General features: G+C 66.6%; 16 protein-coding genes. 9 read left to right on the top strand and 7 right to left on the bottom strand.

What is annotated here, in order from left to right:
• Positions 1 to 34: 34 nt before the first annotated feature.
• Positions 35 to 1,141 carry a LacI family DNA-binding transcriptional regulator gene (locus tag CH262_RS05900; RefSeq protein WP_032364921.1) on the bottom strand — a complete coding sequence of 369 codons (1,107 nt, stop codon included), beginning with the start codon at positions 1,139 to 1,141 and terminating at the stop codon, positions 35 to 37.
• 141 nt (positions 1,142 to 1,282) lie between these two features.
• Here CH262_RS05900 and CH262_RS05895 point away from each other — a divergent pair, with 141 nt between their 5' ends.
• From CH262_RS05895 to CH262_RS05870, 6 genes are read left to right on the top strand one after another with little or no spacing between them, the layout of a single operon-like run.
• Positions 1,283 to 2,305 carry a metal ABC transporter solute-binding protein, Zn/Mn family gene (locus CH262_RS05895; protein WP_032386084.1) on the top strand — a complete coding sequence of 341 codons (1,023 nt, stop codon included), beginning with the start codon at positions 1,283 to 1,285 and terminating at the stop codon, positions 2,303 to 2,305.
• A 48-nt stretch (positions 2,306 to 2,353) separates the two neighbouring features.
• Positions 2,354 to 3,187, top strand: coding sequence for a metal ABC transporter ATP-binding protein (locus CH262_RS05890; RefSeq protein WP_027494335.1), 834 nt, complete (start codon positions 2,354 to 2,356; stop codon positions 3,185 to 3,187).
• A complete protein-coding gene (locus CH262_RS05885) occupies positions 3,184 to 4,062 on the top strand; it encodes a metal ABC transporter permease (RefSeq protein WP_027494336.1) in 879 nt (292 codons plus the stop codon). Before CH262_RS05890 ends, CH262_RS05885 begins: the two co-directional genes overlap by 4 nt.
• 10 nt (positions 4,063 to 4,072) lie before the next feature.
• The gene (locus CH262_RS05880; RefSeq protein WP_094717215.1) at positions 4,073 to 4,831 is read left to right on the top strand and encodes a LamB/YcsF family protein; all 759 of its coding nucleotides are present in this window, start codon (positions 4,073 to 4,075) and stop codon (positions 4,829 to 4,831) included.
• Positions 4,831 to 5,433 (top strand): 5-oxoprolinase subunit PxpB, encoded by a 603-nt coding sequence (gene pxpB / locus CH262_RS05875; protein ID WP_094717214.1) that lies wholly within the window; start codon positions 4,831 to 4,833, stop codon positions 5,431 to 5,433. The genes CH262_RS05880 and pxpB overlap by 1 nt, the downstream gene beginning before the upstream one ends.
• Entirely contained in the window at positions 5,430 to 6,284 is an 855-nt protein-coding gene (locus tag CH262_RS05870; RefSeq protein WP_094717213.1) for a biotin-dependent carboxyltransferase family protein, read from the top strand. The genes pxpB and CH262_RS05870 overlap by 4 nt, the downstream gene beginning before the upstream one ends.
• A 94-nt stretch (positions 6,285 to 6,378) precedes the next feature.
• Here the strand turns inward: CH262_RS05870 and rlmB are convergent, their stop codons facing one another.
• From rlmB to CH262_RS05845, 5 genes are read right to left on the bottom strand one after another with little or no spacing between them, the layout of a single operon-like run.
• Positions 6,379 to 7,362: a 23S rRNA (guanosine(2251)-2'-O)-methyltransferase RlmB gene (rlmB, locus tag CH262_RS05865; protein ID WP_032373657.1), complete on the bottom strand. Its 984-nt coding sequence runs from the start codon at positions 7,360 to 7,362 to the stop codon at positions 6,379 to 6,381.
• Positions 7,362 to 8,777 carry a cysteine--tRNA ligase gene (gene cysS, locus CH262_RS05860; protein WP_094717374.1) on the bottom strand — a complete coding sequence of 472 codons (1,416 nt, stop codon included), beginning with the start codon at positions 8,775 to 8,777 and terminating at the stop codon, positions 7,362 to 7,364. The genes rlmB and cysS overlap by 1 nt, the downstream gene beginning before the upstream one ends.
• Before the next feature lie 23 nt (positions 8,778 to 8,800).
• On the bottom strand, positions 8,801 to 9,265 hold the full coding sequence (gene ispF, locus CH262_RS05855; protein WP_094717212.1) for a 2-C-methyl-D-erythritol 2,4-cyclodiphosphate synthase: 465 nt from the start codon (positions 9,263 to 9,265) through the stop codon (positions 8,801 to 8,803).
• Complete coding sequence (gene ispD, locus CH262_RS05850; RefSeq protein WP_094717211.1) at positions 9,262 to 9,927, bottom strand: 2-C-methyl-D-erythritol 4-phosphate cytidylyltransferase; 666 nt, start codon at positions 9,925 to 9,927, stop codon at positions 9,262 to 9,264. Before ispD ends, ispF begins: the two co-directional genes overlap by 4 nt.
• Before the next feature lie 35 nt (positions 9,928 to 9,962).
• Positions 9,963 to 10,451, bottom strand: a complete 489-nt coding sequence (locus CH262_RS05845) for a CarD family transcriptional regulator (protein WP_027494344.1) — start codon at positions 10,449 to 10,451, stop codon at positions 9,963 to 9,965.
• Positions 10,452 to 10,739: 288 nt separating this feature from the next.
• On the opposite strand from CH262_RS05845, the gene CH262_RS05840 reads away from it, so the two are divergent.
• The 3 genes from CH262_RS05840 to disA all read left to right on the top strand — a co-directional run bounded on the left by CH262_RS05840 (position 10,740) and on the right by disA (position 14,013).
• Positions 10,740 to 11,348 carry a hypothetical protein gene (locus CH262_RS05840; RefSeq protein WP_027494345.1) on the top strand — a complete coding sequence of 203 codons (609 nt, stop codon included), beginning with the start codon at positions 10,740 to 10,742 and terminating at the stop codon, positions 11,346 to 11,348.
• A gap of 53 nt (positions 11,349 to 11,401) precedes the next feature.
• A complete protein-coding gene (gene radA / locus CH262_RS05835) occupies positions 11,402 to 12,799 on the top strand; it encodes a DNA repair protein RadA (RefSeq protein WP_027494346.1) in 1,398 nt (465 codons plus the stop codon).
• A 128-nt stretch (positions 12,800 to 12,927) separates the two neighbouring features.
• The gene (gene disA / locus CH262_RS05830) at positions 12,928 to 14,013 is read left to right on the top strand and encodes a DNA integrity scanning diadenylate cyclase DisA (protein ID WP_027494347.1); all 1,086 of its coding nucleotides are present in this window, start codon (positions 12,928 to 12,930) and stop codon (positions 14,011 to 14,013) included.
• A gap of 45 nt (positions 14,014 to 14,058) precedes the next feature.
• Here the strand turns inward: disA and CH262_RS05825 are convergent, their stop codons facing one another.
• Positions 14,059 to 14,928 carry an SCO6745 family protein gene (locus CH262_RS05825; RefSeq protein WP_094717210.1) on the bottom strand — a complete coding sequence of 290 codons (870 nt, stop codon included), beginning with the start codon at positions 14,926 to 14,928 and terminating at the stop codon, positions 14,059 to 14,061.
• Positions 14,929 to 14,934: the final 6 nt, after the last annotated feature.

Raw genomic sequence — 14,934 nt, 5'->3', positions numbered from 1 at the left:
GGGCGCAAATCTGGAGTGAGCGCGCGAGGACAGGTCAGGCGATTGCGGGCGGTTGAGCCGGCGGCGGTGCTGCGGTGCGGCCGCGGAAGAGTTCGGTCGGGAGTGTTTCGGCGGCGACGATGCCCGAGTGCGAGGACGAGAGCACCAGTTTGCCTGCGCGGCGGCCTTTTTCCTCGGCGTCCTGGCGCACGGTGGTCAGGTTCTCGCGAATGGCGTCGGAGATGCCGTCGAATCCGGTGACCGAGAGTTGGCTCGGCACATCGATTCCCGAGACTCTGGCGAAGTTGAGTGCACCGAGGGCGATGACGTCGGTGGTGCAGAGCAGTGCGGTGGTCTCGCGGTTGGCCTGTAGTGCCTGGGCTGCGGCGGAGTGGCCGGAGCGCACGGTGTGGTCGAATCGTTCGACGACGGTGAGGGTGTCGGGGTCGAGTCCGGCGTCGATCATGGCGGCCTGGACTCCGGCGATACGTTCACGTTGGACGTGGAAGTGACTGTCGGCCAGCCGCCCGGGGGGTACGACGCCATCGCGGCGGTCGCGTCCGAGCCGCATGCACAGCACTGCAAGATGTTCGTGTCCCAGCGAGATCAGATGTGCGGCGAGCATTTTCATGGCGACGCGGTCGTCGATTGCGACGAGGGCGGCCTCGGGGATGTTGCGGGGTTGGTCGCACACGACGATCGGTAGGTGTCGTTCGCGCACTGCGGCCAGGTAGGGGTCGTCGTCGGCGACGGAGTAGACGACGAATCCGTCGACCCCTGCTTGTTGGACGACGGCTGCGGCTTGGACGTCGTCGCGTTCGGCTCCGGCGGGGATGAGCAGCAGTCCTTGTCCTGCGGCCTCGCAGGATTCGGCGAGACCGGCGAGGAAGCTCATGGCGGCGGGGTCGCGGAAGGAGTAGCTGAGGGCTTCGGTGAGCAGGAGTCCGATGGCTCCGGCTTTGCGGGTGCGCAACGATCGCGCGACCGGGTCCGGGCCTGCGTAACCGCGTCGCTTGGCTGCCTGGAGAACGCGTTCGCGCAGTTCGGGCGAGAGTTGATCGGGTCGGTTGTAGGCATTCGAGACGGTGGTTCGCGATACCTTCAGCTCGGCTGCGATCGACGCCAACGTCGCCTGACGTCGGGGCTCGCTTGACCTGGCCATAACCGGGACGTTAGTCCCACACCACGCTGCAGTGAAAATCGAGGTTGGGCTCGTCCGATTCGATACCGAGCCCGCCCGAGAGCTAGAGTACAACGGTAACGGTTTCCATTAGCGTCAAGCCCTGCCTTCAGGAGTACATCGATGTCGTCCTTCCACCGCCCGTCTCGGGTCAAGAGCTCGGCCCTCATCGGCCTGACCTGCGCTGCCGCGCTGGCACTGACCGCGTGCAGCTCGAACGAGCCGACGAGCACCGAGTCCGCTCCGGCCAACCCCGTCGACGGTCCGATCACGATCGTCGCGTCGACGAACGTGTGGGGCAGCGTTGCCGAGGCCGTTGCGGGCGACCTGGCCACCGTGAAGTCGATCATCGCCGACCCGTCGGCAGATCCACACTCGTACGAGGCGAGCCCCGGTGACGCTGCCGCGGTTGCCGAGGCGTCCTTGGTGGTCTACAACGGCGGTGGCTACGACCAGTTCATCGAGGACATCCTCGGCTCCGAGGGCAAGGACGTGCCGTCCGTCGATGCCTTCACGTTGCTCGACGCGGACCACGATCACGACTCCGAGACGACGTCCGAGGCAGCAACAGAGTCCGCAACCGAGCCCGCGACCGAAGACGGCCACTCGCACGGTGAGGTCAACGAACACGTCTGGTACAACGCCGAGGTCGCAGCGCACACCGCCGAGGAGATCGCCGACAAGCTCGGTCAGCTAGACCCGGACAACGCCGCGCAGTACACCGCCAACGCCGAAACGTTCCACGAGCAGATCCACGCCATCACCGACGTGACGGACCGGATCGCCGCCGAGTTCCCGAACGCACCGGTGGCCCAGACCGAACCGATCGCGCACTACCTCCTCGAGGAGTCCGATCTCGACGACCGCACTCCCGAGGACTTCAAGGACGCCATCGAGGAGGGCAACGACCCGTCGCCCGCATCGATCGCCTCGACACGGGATCTGTTCACGTCCAAGTCCGTCCGCGCGCTGGTCTACAACACTCAGACCGAAGACGCTGTCACACAGGACATTCGCACCACCAGCGAGGCTGCGGGCATCCCCGTCGTCGAGGTCACCGAAACTCTGCCCGCCGGGATGACGTTCATCGAGTGGCAGACCAAGGCCGCGACGGACCTGCAGGCCGCGCTCAGCACCAACCCGTGAGCCGATCCGCTTCCCGATCGGTGGGCAGCTGATGGAAAGCTGTAACGCATGCCTGCTGTAGAACTGCGCGATGCCGGACTGGCCTTCGGCGACCGCACCCTCTGGCAGAACCTGGATCTGTCCGTCGCGGCGGGCGAGTTCGTCGCCGTCCTCGGCCCCAACGGGTCGGGCAAGACGTCGTTGCTCAAGGTGCTGCTCGGTCAGAACCACCTCACGTCCGGCACCGCGTCGATCGGCGGCAGTCCCGTTCGCCGCGGCCAGTCGGGCGTGGGGTACGTCCCCCAGCAACGCAACATCGACGACGATCTGCCGCTACGCGGACGCGATCTCGTCGGTCTGGGCTGGGACGGCCACAAATGGGGCATGGGACTGCGCGGCATGCGGCAGCGCAAGGAGACGGTGCAGCGCGCCATCGATCAGGTCGACGCTAATTCCTTCGCCGGCGCACCGGTCGGCTCGATGTCCGGTGGTGAACAGCAGCGACTGCGGATCGCCCAGGCACTCGTCGGCGATCCGTCGGTACTGCTGTGCGACGAGCCCCTGCTCAGCCTCGACCTCGCCAACCAATCGTTGGTCTCCGGCCTCATCGATCGCCGACGGCGGGAGCACGACACAGCCGTGCTGTTCGTGACGCACGAGATCAACCCGATCCTTCCGCTCGTCGACCGCGTCGTCTACATCGTCGACGGCCGGTTCCGGATCGGGACTCCCGAGGACGTCATGACCACCGAGGTGTTGTCCGAGCTGTACGGCACGGAGGTCGAGGTGTTGAAGGTTCGCGGTCGGCTCGTCGTCGTCGGAACCGGCGACTCGATCGATGCGCTCGGCTCGGCCGGCGCCCACCACCCACCCGTACCGCACGACGGAGAAGACAAGGCATGAACGAGAAGGTTCTCGACGCATTCTCGAAAATGCTCGACTTCGACACCACGGCGAATCTGCTGAGCTACGACTTCGTTCAGCAGGCGTTGATCGCCGCTGCCATTCTCGGATTGCTCGCCGGCGCGCTCGGACCGCTCATCGTCAGTAGGCAGTGGGCCTTCGCGGTACACGGATCGAGTGAACTCTCCCTCACCGGTGCGTCCGCAGCACTGCTCGTTGGTATCACCGTCGGACTCGGGGCCATCGTCGGTTCCGTCGTCGCCGCGGTGATGTTCGCCCTGCTCGGCAACAAGGCCCGCGACCGCGACTCGGTCATCGGCGTCATCATGTCGTTCGGTCTCGGCCTGTCGGTGCTGTTCATCTGGCTGTACCCGGGCCGAACCGGTACCAGCTTCTCGTTGCTCATCGGCCAGATCGTCGGCGTCGGGCAGAGCGGAATCCAGCTGCTGCTGGTGTGCGCCGTCCTCGTGCTGATCGTCCTCACCGTCGTGTACCGCCCGCTGTTGTTCGCCAGCACCGACCCCGAGGTGGCCCTGGCCCGCGGCGTCCCCGTCCGCGCGCTCTCGGTCGTGTTCGCCGTACTCGTCGGTGTTGCCTGTGCACTCGGCGTGCAGATCGTCGGCGCGCTGCTGGTGCTCTCACTGCTCATCACCCCGGCCGCGGCCGCCGCGCGGGTCACGGCCAGCCCGCTGAAGGCGACGCTGCTGTCCATCCTGTTCGCCGAGATCGCCGCTGTCGGTGGCATCTTGCTCTCGCTCGCTCCGGGGCTCCCGGTCTCGACCTTCGTCACGACCATCTCGTTCGTCATCTACCTCCTCTGCCGCGGCATCGGGGCAACCCGCAAGGCCAATTCCGGACGGCTCGTCGCCGCCTAGACTGTCCAAGGTGACGGCCATCGATCTCAACGCCGATCTCGGCGAAAGCTACGGTGCGTGGACTCTGGGCGACGACGACGCGATGCTCGCAGTGGTGTCCAGTGCCAACGTCGCGTGCGGCTTTCACGCCGGTGATCCGACCACTCTGCTGCGCACCTGCCGCTCTGCTGCGAACGCGGGCGTGCGGATCGGGGCTCAGGTCGGCTATCAGGACCTCGCCGGATTCGGTCGACGCTTTCTCGACGTCGCCCCCGCAGACCTCACCGCCGACGTGATCTACCAGATCGGTGCCCTCGACGGCCTTGCCCGAGTGGCCGGTTCGGCCGTCACGTACGTCAAACCGCACGGGGCGCTGTACAACGCGATCGTGCATCACCGCGAGCAAGCGAAAGCCGTCGCCGAGGCAGTAGCCGCGTACGACCCGCACCTGCCGGTACTCGGACTGCCCGGTTCGGCATTCCTCGACGAAGCCGAACGCGTCGGGTTACGCACGGTCGCAGAGGCTTTCGCCGATCGCGCCTACACCCCACAGGGAACTCTGGTCTCGCGCTCGGAACCGGGAGCCGTGCTCAGCGCCCCGGAGGCGGTCGCCGAGCGGGTACTGACGATGATCACCGACGGTACGGTCGAGGCGGTGGACGGCACAACGGTCGAAGTCCGCGCCGAATCGATCTGCTTGCACGGCGACTCCCCCGGCGCAGTGGCGATGGCGAATGCCGTGCGGGATCTGTTGCGCGTCAACGCTGTCGATATCACACCCTTCGTCTGATGCGCCTCCTACCCGCAGGCGAGAACGCGCTGCTGATCGAGTTCGCCGACCTGCCCGAGACCATGTCGTACCACCGGTCCATGGTCCGCCAACGGCCGGACGCGGTCGTCGATCTGGTTCCTGCCGCCCGCACCGTGCTGGTGATCTTCGACGGGGCACCGGCACCGATACTCGAGTGGGTCGCGGCGCTGGAACCCGCTGTCGACGACCCCACTGCCGCATCCGAGGCGGTCACGATTCCCGTCACCTACGACGGCGCAGATCTCGACGACGTCGCCCGCCTGACGGGCCTGTCCACCGCCGAAGTGGTTGCAGCGCATACGGAACAGACCTGGACGGTCGCGTTCGGAGGCTTCGCGCCCGGCTTCGGCTACCTCGTCGGCACCGACACCCGACTGCACGTGCCGCGACGTGATTCACCGCGCACCAGCGTCCCGGCAGGCGCAGTGGGTCTGGCCGGCGAGTTCTCCGGCATCTACCCGCGATCCTCACCCGGGGGATGGCAGTTGATCGGCCGCAGCGACGTTACGCTGTGGGACAGCGAGCGCACTCCACCGGCACTGCTCACACCCGGCACCACCGTCCGATTCGAGTCGACATGAAGACCCTGACCGTCCTGCAGACGGGACCGCTGTGCACCGTCCAGGATCGTGGACGACGTGGCCACGCGGCGGTGGGCGTCGGACGATCCGGTGCAGCGGATCTCCGTTCACACGATGCGGCAAATCGTCTGGTGGGCAACGACTCCGGTGCCGCCACCCTGGAAGTGACGTTCGGTGGCCTGCAGGTCCGAGCCGAGTTCGACGCCGTCATGGCCGTCACCGGAGCGCACGTGATCTGCCGCGTGGACGGCACCGTGCAGGGACTGCATTCGACGCTCGTGGTCCGAGCCGGGCAGGAGTTGACTCTGTCGCCGCCCTCATCGGGTCTGCGCAGCTACCTCGCCGTCCGGGGAGGCATCGACGTCCCGTCGGTTCTCGGCAGCAGATCGACGGACACGATGTCGGGCCTCGGGCCCGCTCGGCTCTCCCCCGGCACGGTGCTCCCGGTCGGCGACGCCACAGACCATTGGCCTGCAACGAATTTCGTAGTACCGACCCGGCTCGAGCAGACACTGCACATCACGTTCGGCCCGCGCGATGACTGGTTCACCGAGCATGCCCGATCAGTTCTGGTGCAGCAGCCATGGACGGTCACGCAGGATTCGGATCGCGTCGGCATCAGGCTCGACGGCGCGGAGCCCTTGACCCGCGCGGTCGACGACGAATTGCCCAGCGAGGGAATGGTTCTCGGGGCACTACAGGTGCCGCCATCGGGACAGCCGGTGTTGTTTCTCGCCGACCATCCCGTCACGGGCGGCTATCCGGTGATCGCCGTCGTCACCGCGAACGATGTGTCCGCCGCCGCGCAACTGATCCCCGCAACACAGATACGGTTCCGCACTGTCCGTTGAGACCGGCCCAGCGCAACCTCACACCCTTCTTCTCGACCTCACACGCCCACTCGAGTCATAGCAGGGGTTGAGGTTCGCAGAAAGGGTGTGAGGTTCAGCCGCGACGCTGACGCGCGATGTCGGCCAGCACGACGCCGGCCGCGACGGATGCGTTGAGCGATTCCACCGGCCCGGCCATCGGGATCGACAGGATGTGGTCACAGGTCTCGCTGACCAGACGCGAGAGGCCCTTGCCCTCGGATCCGACGACGATGACGACTGGGCCCTTACCGTCGAAGGTGTCGAGGTCGGTGTCGCCGCCTGCGTCGAGGCCGACGACGGTGACGCCCTTGGACTGCCAATCCTTCAGTGTGCGAGTCAGATTGACCGCCCGCGCGATGGGCAGTCGGGCTGCGGCACCGGCGCTGGTGCGCCATGCCACCGCGGACACGCTGGCGCTGCGACGCTGCGGAATCACGACGCCGTGACCACCGAACGCGGCCACCGAACGCACGACGGCACCGAGGTTGCGCGGGTCGGTGATGTTGTCGAGCGCCACGAGAAGTGCGGGTTCCTGGTGCGTGCGCGCATTCGAGATCAGATCGTCGGGGTGCGCGTAGCGGTACGGCGGCACCTGCAGGGCCAGGCCCTGGTGCAGTCCGTTGGCGCTGAGCTTGTCCAGATCGGAGCGGGGAACTTCGAGGATGGAGATCCGTGCGTCGCCTGCGCGCTGCACGGCTTCCTTGAGTCGATCGTCGCTGTCGGTGCCGACGGCAACCCACAGGGCGGTGGCGGGCACGCCTGCACGCAGGCACTCGACGACCGGGTTGCGCCCGAGTACCACCTCGGGACCGTCTTCGGCCTTACGTCCGGCCGGGCGTCCACCCGCGCGTCCTCCGGTGGTACCGCCGCGGTTCTGCGCGGACTTCTCGGCGAGCTTGGCCCGACGCGCTGCGGGATGCTTGGTGCGCTCGGAGGCGGGGGGCGTCGCGCCGCGGCCCTCGAGGCCCTTACGACGCTTGCCTCCGGATCCGGCGACCTGACCCTTCTTGGTGCCGTCCTTGCGGATTGCGCCGCGCCTACTCGAATTGCCTGCCATCACAAACCTGCTTCGTCGGTCTTGCTCGTACCCAGCGACCATTCGGGCCCGTTGGGTGTATCTGTCACATCGACTCCGGCCTGCGCCAGTCGATCGCGTATCTCGTCGGCGACGGCCCAGTCCTTGGTCGCCTTCGCCGTTGCCCGACGCTCCAGCTCGGCCTCGACGAGAACGCCGAGTGCACCGAGAGCTGCTGCATCAGAACCACTGTCGCTCGACCAGTGCGGATCGAGGGGGTCGACACCGAGGATGTCGAGCATCGCCCGCACGCTGCCCGCATGCTCCACGGCTGCCGGTAGGTCACCGGACTCGAGGGCGGTGTTGCCGAGGGTGACGGTGACGTGAATCTCGGCCAACGCTTTGGGCACTCCGAGATCGTCGTCGAGAGCCGCGGCAAATCCGGCGGTCCACTTGCCCATCGGTACGTCACCGGCACGTTCGACGGCTCGCCGGACGAACCCTTCGATGCCCCGGTACGTCACCGCCGCGGTCTCGAGCGCAGTGTCGGAGTACTCCAGCATCGAGCGATAGTGCGCGCCACCGAGGTAGAACCGAAGTTCTTGCGGCCGAACCTTTTTGAGCACGTTGGGTACCGAAAGGACGTTGCCGAGAGACTTGGACATCTTCTCGCCGCCCATCGTCACCCAGCCGTTGTGCAACCAGTAGCGCGAGAAGCCGTCGCCGGCCGCCATGGATTGGGCTCGCTCGTTCTCGTGATGCGGGAACACGAGATCGAGACCGCCGCAGTGGATGTCGAAGTCCGGACCGAGGTAGGTCTCCGCCATTGCCGAGCACTCGAGATGCCAGCCGGGACGGCCTGGACCCCACGGCGTCGGCCACGAGGGCTCGCCGGGCTTGGCACCCTTCCACAGCGTGAAGTCGCGAGGATCGCGCTTGCCCTCGGCAACGCTCTCGCCCTGGTGTACGTCGTCGAGCTTGTGACCGGACAACGCGCCGTAACTCGGGAAACTCTGCACGTCGAAGTACACGTCTCCGCACGAATCGGCATACGCGTGCCCACGCTCGATCAGCCGCTCGATCATCTGGACCATCTGAGTGATGTGGCCCGTCGCACGCGGTTCGGCGGACGGCGGCAGCACACCGAGTCGGTCGTAGGCCCAGGTGAACGAACGCTCGTACGTTGCCGCCCACTCCCACCACGGACGACCGGCGTCGCGCGCCTTGTTCAGGATCTTGTCGTCGATGTCGGTCACGTTGCGAACGAAAGCGACGTCGTAGTCGTGTGCCAACAGCCAGCGGCGCAGGACGTCGAACGCCACTCCGCTGCGTACGTGGCCGATGTGAGGCTCACCCTGCACCGTTGCCCCACACAGGTACACCGATACATGGCCAGGGACCAAGGGGGTGAATTCCCGCAGGGCCCTCGTCTCGGTGTCGTGTAGGTGAAGGGTCACGACCAGCAATGCTACCGGTGGTTTTACCTCGTCATGACAAGTGCGGTCGCGACGGCCGCGATTCCTTCGCCGCGACCGGTCAGCCCGAGCCCATCGGTGGTGGTCGCGGACACCGACACCGGGGCACCGAGCACACCCGAGAGAACGTCCTGCGCCTCGACGCGGCGCGGTCCGATCTTGGGCCGACTACCGATGATCTGCACCGCAGCGTTGCCGACCGCAAACCCGTCGGCGTCGAGCAACCGTCGTACCTCGGTCAGCATCGCGGCTCCACTGACCCCGTCCCACTCCGGACGCCCGGTACCGAAGACCGACCCCAGATCGCCCAGGCCCGCAGCGGACAGCAGGGCGTCACACAGCGCGTGTGCGGCGACGTCGCCGTCGGAGTGGCCCTCGAGACCGTCCGCGTCCTCGAAGAGCAGTCCGGCCAGCCAGCAGGGTCGGCCGGGAGCGATGGGGTGGACGTCGGTGCCGATGCCGACTCTCATAGGAGCGCCTCTGCCAGTAGTAGGTCGTGCGGAGTGGTGATCTTGAATGCGAGGGCGTCCCCGACGATGGTGTGCACCGTCTCGCCTATCCGCTCGACCAGTCCCGCATCGTCGGTCGAGATGTCGGTAGCTGCGGCATAGGCACGACGCAGGACGTCGGCGTCGAAGCCCTGCGGGGTCTGGACCGCACGCAGACTCGCGCGATCGGGTGTGCCGACCACAGCGCCCATGAGGTCGACTTCCTTGACGGTGTCGACGACGGGCAGCACCGGGATGACCGCTGGGCGTCCGGCTCGGACCTCGGCGACCACGCGGGCGATCAACGCGGGCGGGGTGAGAGCGCGAGCGGCGTCGTGGACGAGCACGACCGAAGCGCCTCCGACGACGGCGAGACCGGCGCGCACCGAATCGGTGCGTTCGCGGCCGCCTGCCACGACGGTGACGTCGTCGCCGACGAGCCCGCGGGCCGCGTCGAGCAGATCGACGGGCACGATGACGACGATGCGGTCGACGGCACCCGAGGCACGCAGTCCGTCCACGGACCGCGTGAGAAGAGAGTCGGTACCCAGACAGACGAAAGCCTTCGGCTCGTCGTGTCCGAGCCGAAGGCCTTTACCTGCTGCGGGTACCAGGGCGACAACGTCGCCGGCGGTACCGTTCACGCTACGAAGCTGTTCATTCTGCGAAGCTGCTCACTCTACGAAGCGGTGGCGAGAACTTCGTCGAGCATGGTGTCGGCCTTGGCCTGGTCGGTTCCCTCGGCCAGTGCCAACTCGCCGACGAGGATCTGACGCGCCTTGGCGAGCATCCGCTTCTCGCCTGCCGACAATCCACGATCCTGTTCGCGACGCCAGAGATCACGAACGACCTCTGCCACCTTGTTCACGTCACCGGAAGCCAGCTTCTCCAAGTTGGCCTTGTAGCGACGCGACCAGTTGGTGGGCTCTTCGGTGTGCGGTGCGCGCAGCACCTGAAAGACTTTGTCGAGGCCTTCTTGCCCGACGACATCGCGAACGCCGACGTACTCGGCATTGTCCGCGGGGACTCGAACGGTGAGGTCGCCTTGCGCGACCTTGAGAACCAAGTACTCTCTCGGTTCACCCTTGATGGTGCGTGTCTCTATCGCTTCGATCAGCGCCGCTCCGTGATGGGGGTAAACGACGGTGTCTCCGACCTTGAAAATCATGTGACAAGTGCCCCTTTCGATTTATCCAGAATACCACGCCCAATATCAACGGCGCAGGTCAGGGGCACAGTGCTGCCGAATCAGGGGTTGACACAGACCGTTCGACGTGTATCCGATGCCACATTTCGGCCGCGGTCGTAACACCCCCGTTCCGTGCGGAAGGCTGCCCTACCTGGCGCATCGTGAGCAGTGGCGGACCCCACGAGCGGTCGGTGGACGAGAACTACTACTCTGCCTAGTGGACGAGATGGACCGAGCCGGCCCGGCACCACATGGAGGACGACCGAAGTGACTGCAATCGACGCTGCGACACCGCTTGGCCGCCATCGCAGAACGGCCGCCGCCCTCGCGCTTCTCGCTGGTGGCACCCTCGTACTCACCGCCTGCGGCGCAGGTCAGATCTCGCAGACGGCCACTCAGGTCGCGGCGGTCAACGGCAATTCCGTCGACGTCGGAGACATTCAGCTTCGCAACGTGCACGTCGTGTACCCCTCCTCCGAGGAGTACAGCATCGAGCCCGGCGGCACCGTCGAGCTCGGGTTCACGGCCATCAACGCCAACCCCGCCGTGGCGGACGAGCTGACCGGGATCTCCTCTCCCGAGGCTCAGGTCACCATCGTCGACGAGGCAGAACCGGGCAGCACCGAGATCGCTCCGCTGACCGCGCTCGGTGCCGGATCACCCGCCGACACGCAGCTGGACGATCCTCTGCTTCCGATCCAGCTCATCAAGGTCGAGATGGCCGACATCAGCGAGAACGTGCGCCCGGGCCTGACGCTGCCGGTCACCTTCGAGTTCGCCAATGCGGGCGATGTTGTCGTCAACGTGCCCGTCGACGCCGGTCACGAATTGGAGCGCTCCGAGGAGGCAGTCTCCGAGCACAGCGGCGGGCACTGACCCCTCCGTACGAGGTCACCGGACCTGTCGGTGCCGATCGTTAGGCTTCCGACGTGGTCAAACTGAAGTCGAGCTACCGCTGCTCCGCGTGTCATCATTCGGTCTCCAAGTGGGTCGGCCGGTGTCCCGAATGCGGCGACTGGGGCTCGATGGACGAGGTCCAGGCCACCGCGGCACCGCTCACGTCGCGCGCAGGTGCATCGGCGCTCCGCTCGGGCGGCGGCGCCATGATCCCGACGACGCCCGCAGCTGCACTGACGACCATCAGCAGCGCAACCTCGCAGGCGAACACCACCGGCATCGACGAGTTCGATCGTGTCCTCGGCGGCGGCCTGGTCCCCGGTTCGGTCGTTCTGCTGGCCGGCGAGCCGGGCGTCGGCAAGTCGACGCTGCTGCTCGAGGTGGTGCATCGGTGGGCGCGTTCGGCTCCCGATCGCCGCGCGCTCTACGTCACCGGTGAGGAATCGGCAGGGCAGGTTCGGCTGCGGGCAGACCGTACCGGCGCGGTGCACGAGCGCGTCTTTCTCGCCGCCGAGTCCGATCTGGCAACCGTGTTCGGACACGTCGAACAGGTCAAGCCCAGCCTGTTGATCGTCGATTCGGTGCAGACCATGCTCGCCGCCGACGTCGACGGCGTCATCGGCGGTGTCACTCAGGTCCGCGCCATCACCAGTGCGTTGACCACGCTGGCCAAGACCACCGGAGTCGCCGTTCTGCTCGTGGGGCACGTGACGAAGGAAGGCGCGGTGGCAGGCCCGCGCTCGCTCGAACACCTCGTCGACGTGGTCCTCAACTTCGAGGGCGACAAGCACTCCACGCTGCGCATGATTCGCGGCGTCAAGAACCGGTTCGGTGCCTCGGACGAGGTGGGCTGCTTCGAGTTGCGGGAGACCGGAATCGTCGGCATCAGTGACCCGTCCGGGCTGTTCCTGCATCACCGCAACGACGCCGTCCCCGGGACCGCCGTCACCGTCACGATGGACGGCAAGCGACCGCTGCTGGCCGAGTTGCAGGCACTGATCGTCGACACCGCCATGCCGTCACCGCGACGTGCGGTCAGCGGACTCGATCACGCCCGTGTCGCGATGATTCTGGCCGTCCTGGAACGCCGGTGCGGGGTGAAGGTGTCCAAGGCCGAGGTCTATGCCGCGACGGTCGGCGGGATGCGCACGAGTGAGCCGTCCGCAGATTTGGCTCTGGCGGCTGCGGTGGCGTCGGCGGTGCGTGATCAACCGTTGCCCGCAGGAATGGTGATTCTGGGGGAAGTGGGGCTCGCCGGCGAGGTACGACGCGTTGCCGGGCTCGGGCGCCGCCTCGCCGAGGCAGCCAGACTGGGGTTCAACTACGCCATCGTCCCCGAGGACGCGGGACCCATCCCGCCCGGCATCAAGGTCAAAACCGTCACCAACGTCGGTGAGGCCCTGACGTACACGCGTATGCGGCCGGTATGACACCGGGCGGTACCCTTTACGGCGCTGCCCGTGTGCAACGGCGTGGCCCGCATTCGGCGGCGCGTTAGTCTTTGTTGGGCACGAGCTCCAGATCTGCCGCATGCCGTTACGACACGAGGGGGTTGGCCATGGAAGGCGCCGCGCAGTCCCCGGCGTTACGCGAGACCATCGCTCGACTGGCACCGGGCACCGCCCTGCGGGACGGTCTCGAACGAATCCTGCGCGGCCGCACCGGCGGATTGATCGTCCTGGGCTACGACGAAGAGGTCGAGGCCATCTGCGACGGCGGGTTCGAGCTCGATGTCGAATTCGCGCCGACACGACTGCGCGAGCTGTCGAAAATGGATGGCGCAGTAGTGCTTTCGACCGACGGGCAGCGCATCGTTCGGGCCAATGTTCAGCTCGTCCCGGACCACAAGATTCCTACCGTCGAATCCGGCACGCGACACCGCGCAGCCGAGCGAACCGCGATGCAGACCGGGTATCCCGTTGTCTCCGTGAGCCAGTCGATGAGCATCGTCAGTGTCTACATCAGCGGCATCAGGCACGTCGTCGAGGGCTCCGCCACCATTCTCTCGCGCGCCAATCAGGCCGTCGCCACGCTCGAGCGATACAAGGCCCGGCTCGACGAGAACACGCGTCAGCTCTCGGTCGTGGAGATCGAAGATTTCGTGACCCTGCGCGACGCGTTGACCGTCGCCCAGCGCCTCGAGATGGTGCGACGGGTGTCGGTGGAAATCGAGCAGAACGTCCTCGAACTCGGCACCGACGGCCGTCAGCTCGCTCTCCAGCTCGAAGAGTTGTTGGGCGACAACGACATCGACCGTCAACTGATCGTGCGCGACTATCTCGCCGGCAACGAACCGTCGAGCACCACCGGCGTGGAGAAAGCACTCGCGGCGCTGGACAAGCTGACCGATGTCGACCTGTTGGACCTGACGACTCTGTCCCGGGCATTCGGTTATCCCGCGACCATCGAAGCGTTGGACACCCCGATGAGTCCGCGCGGTTATCGCGTACTGACGCGAGTGCCGCGGTTGCAGTTCAGCCAGATTCACCGACTCGTGGGCGCATTCGGCACTTTGCAGGGCCTGCTGGCCGCCACCGCAGCCGATCTGCAGTCGGTCGACGGCATCGGCGGCCTGTGGGCCAGGCACATTCGAGAGGGGCTGTCGCGCTTGGCAGAGGCCTCGATCTCCGGGCCTTACGACTAGGAAGCGCTACGACCGAGACCCGGAACCACTGGGAACCGGTAACCCCTACCGCTTCTTGGTCCCCGGGAGGAAACCAGCGTCGATCACGGCTTTCACGTAGGGCCGTGCGCTCGTGATCAGCTGCTCCGCATCCGGAACGGTCTTCCACACTGCCGAAGCCATGGCGTCGGTGCGATCCTCGATGTGCCGATCGAGAGCGGTGCCGGCCTCGGTCAACGTCTCCCCCTCGGCAGAAGTGGTGAGCAGTCCCCGGACGGCGAGTCGCTCTGCAGCCGAATCCCATTCGGTCTCGGACCACTGTCGCGTCAGCTGTGTGATGCGCTTGCCGAGTGCTCGGCGTCCGGGCTGCGGTGTCGGGCGGACGGCTTCGTGGAACACCGCTGCTTCCGCGGGGTCGAGTTCCGCGTCGATCAAGGCGGCGAGGTGGCCGTCGCCCCGCCACTCACGCAGCACGGTGATCGAATGCCACAGGGCGAGATGAGGCACGTCGGGTCGTTCGGTGGAATGCCATGCTGCTGCGAGAGGACGGCCGGCGAAGGACGCCGCGTCGCCGATGCTGCGCAATCGCTCCGCGATGGTCGCGAGATCGGTCTCGGAGGCCAAGGAACCCAATGCTGCGCCGAGGACGGAGTCGAGCAGTGCCCACCGGCGATCGGACACTGCATCCAGACCGACGGCCACAGCGGCCGGCCACGCCTGCTCGATCAACACCGGGTTGAAGTTGTAGAACGCAGCCGCGACGACGCTGGGCGCGCACGGACCCATCGGCGCGGCCCGTGCGCCCACGTACCAGGCATGACCGTCGAGTCCGGTGTCCTCGTACGCAGATCCGAGTTCCGGATTGAAGTACGCGGTCACATGGAAGGGTTCGAGCGTCGTGTAGGCCGCTCGGGCAAGCGCTGTCGAGGTGGTCATGAGATT

Source organism: Rhodococcus sp. 05-2255-1e, assembly GCF_002259025.1.
GTDB classification, from domain to species: Bacteria; Actinomycetota; Actinomycetes; order Mycobacteriales; family Mycobacteriaceae; genus Rhodococcoides; species Rhodococcoides fascians.
The sequence above is the reverse complement of the archived record's forward strand: the minus strand, read 5'-3'. Positions and strand labels throughout refer to the sequence as shown.

What these genes read in the sequence shown, in the direction of transcription:
- CH262_RS05900 (WP_032364921.1), bottom strand. Translation starts at nt 1,141, where the DNA reads ATGGCCAGGTCAAGCGAGCCCCGACGTCAGGCGACGTTGGCGTCGATC.
- CH262_RS05895 (WP_032386084.1), top strand. Translation starts at nt 1,283, where the DNA reads ATGTCGTCCTTCCACCGCCCGTCTCGGGTCAAGAGCTCGGCCCTCATC.
- CH262_RS05890 (WP_027494335.1), top strand. Translation starts at nt 2,354, where the DNA reads ATGCCTGCTGTAGAACTGCGCGATGCCGGACTGGCCTTCGGCGACCGC.
- CH262_RS05885 (WP_027494336.1), top strand. Translation starts at nt 3,184, where the DNA reads ATGAACGAGAAGGTTCTCGACGCATTCTCGAAAATGCTCGACTTCGAC.
- pxpB (WP_094717214.1), top strand. Translation starts at nt 4,831, where the DNA reads ATGCGCCTCCTACCCGCAGGCGAGAACGCGCTGCTGATCGAGTTCGCC.
- CH262_RS05870 (WP_094717213.1), top strand. Translation starts at nt 5,430, where the DNA reads ATGAAGACCCTGACCGTCCTGCAGACGGGACCGCTGTGCACCGTCCAG.
- rlmB (WP_032373657.1), bottom strand. Translation starts at nt 7,362, where the DNA reads ATGGCAGGCAATTCGAGTAGGCGCGGCGCAATCCGCAAGGACGGCACC.
- ispF (WP_094717212.1), bottom strand. Translation starts at nt 9,265, where the DNA reads ATGAGAGTCGGCATCGGCACCGACGTCCACCCCATCGCTCCCGGCCGA.
- CH262_RS05845 (WP_027494344.1), bottom strand. Translation starts at nt 10,451, where the DNA reads ATGATTTTCAAGGTCGGAGACACCGTCGTTTACCCCCATCACGGAGCG.
- disA (WP_027494347.1), top strand. Translation starts at nt 12,928, where the DNA reads ATGGAAGGCGCCGCGCAGTCCCCGGCGTTACGCGAGACCATCGCTCGA.
- CH262_RS05825 (WP_094717210.1), bottom strand. Translation starts at nt 14,928, where the DNA reads ATGACCACCTCGACAGCGCTTGCCCGAGCGGCCTACACGACGCTCGAA.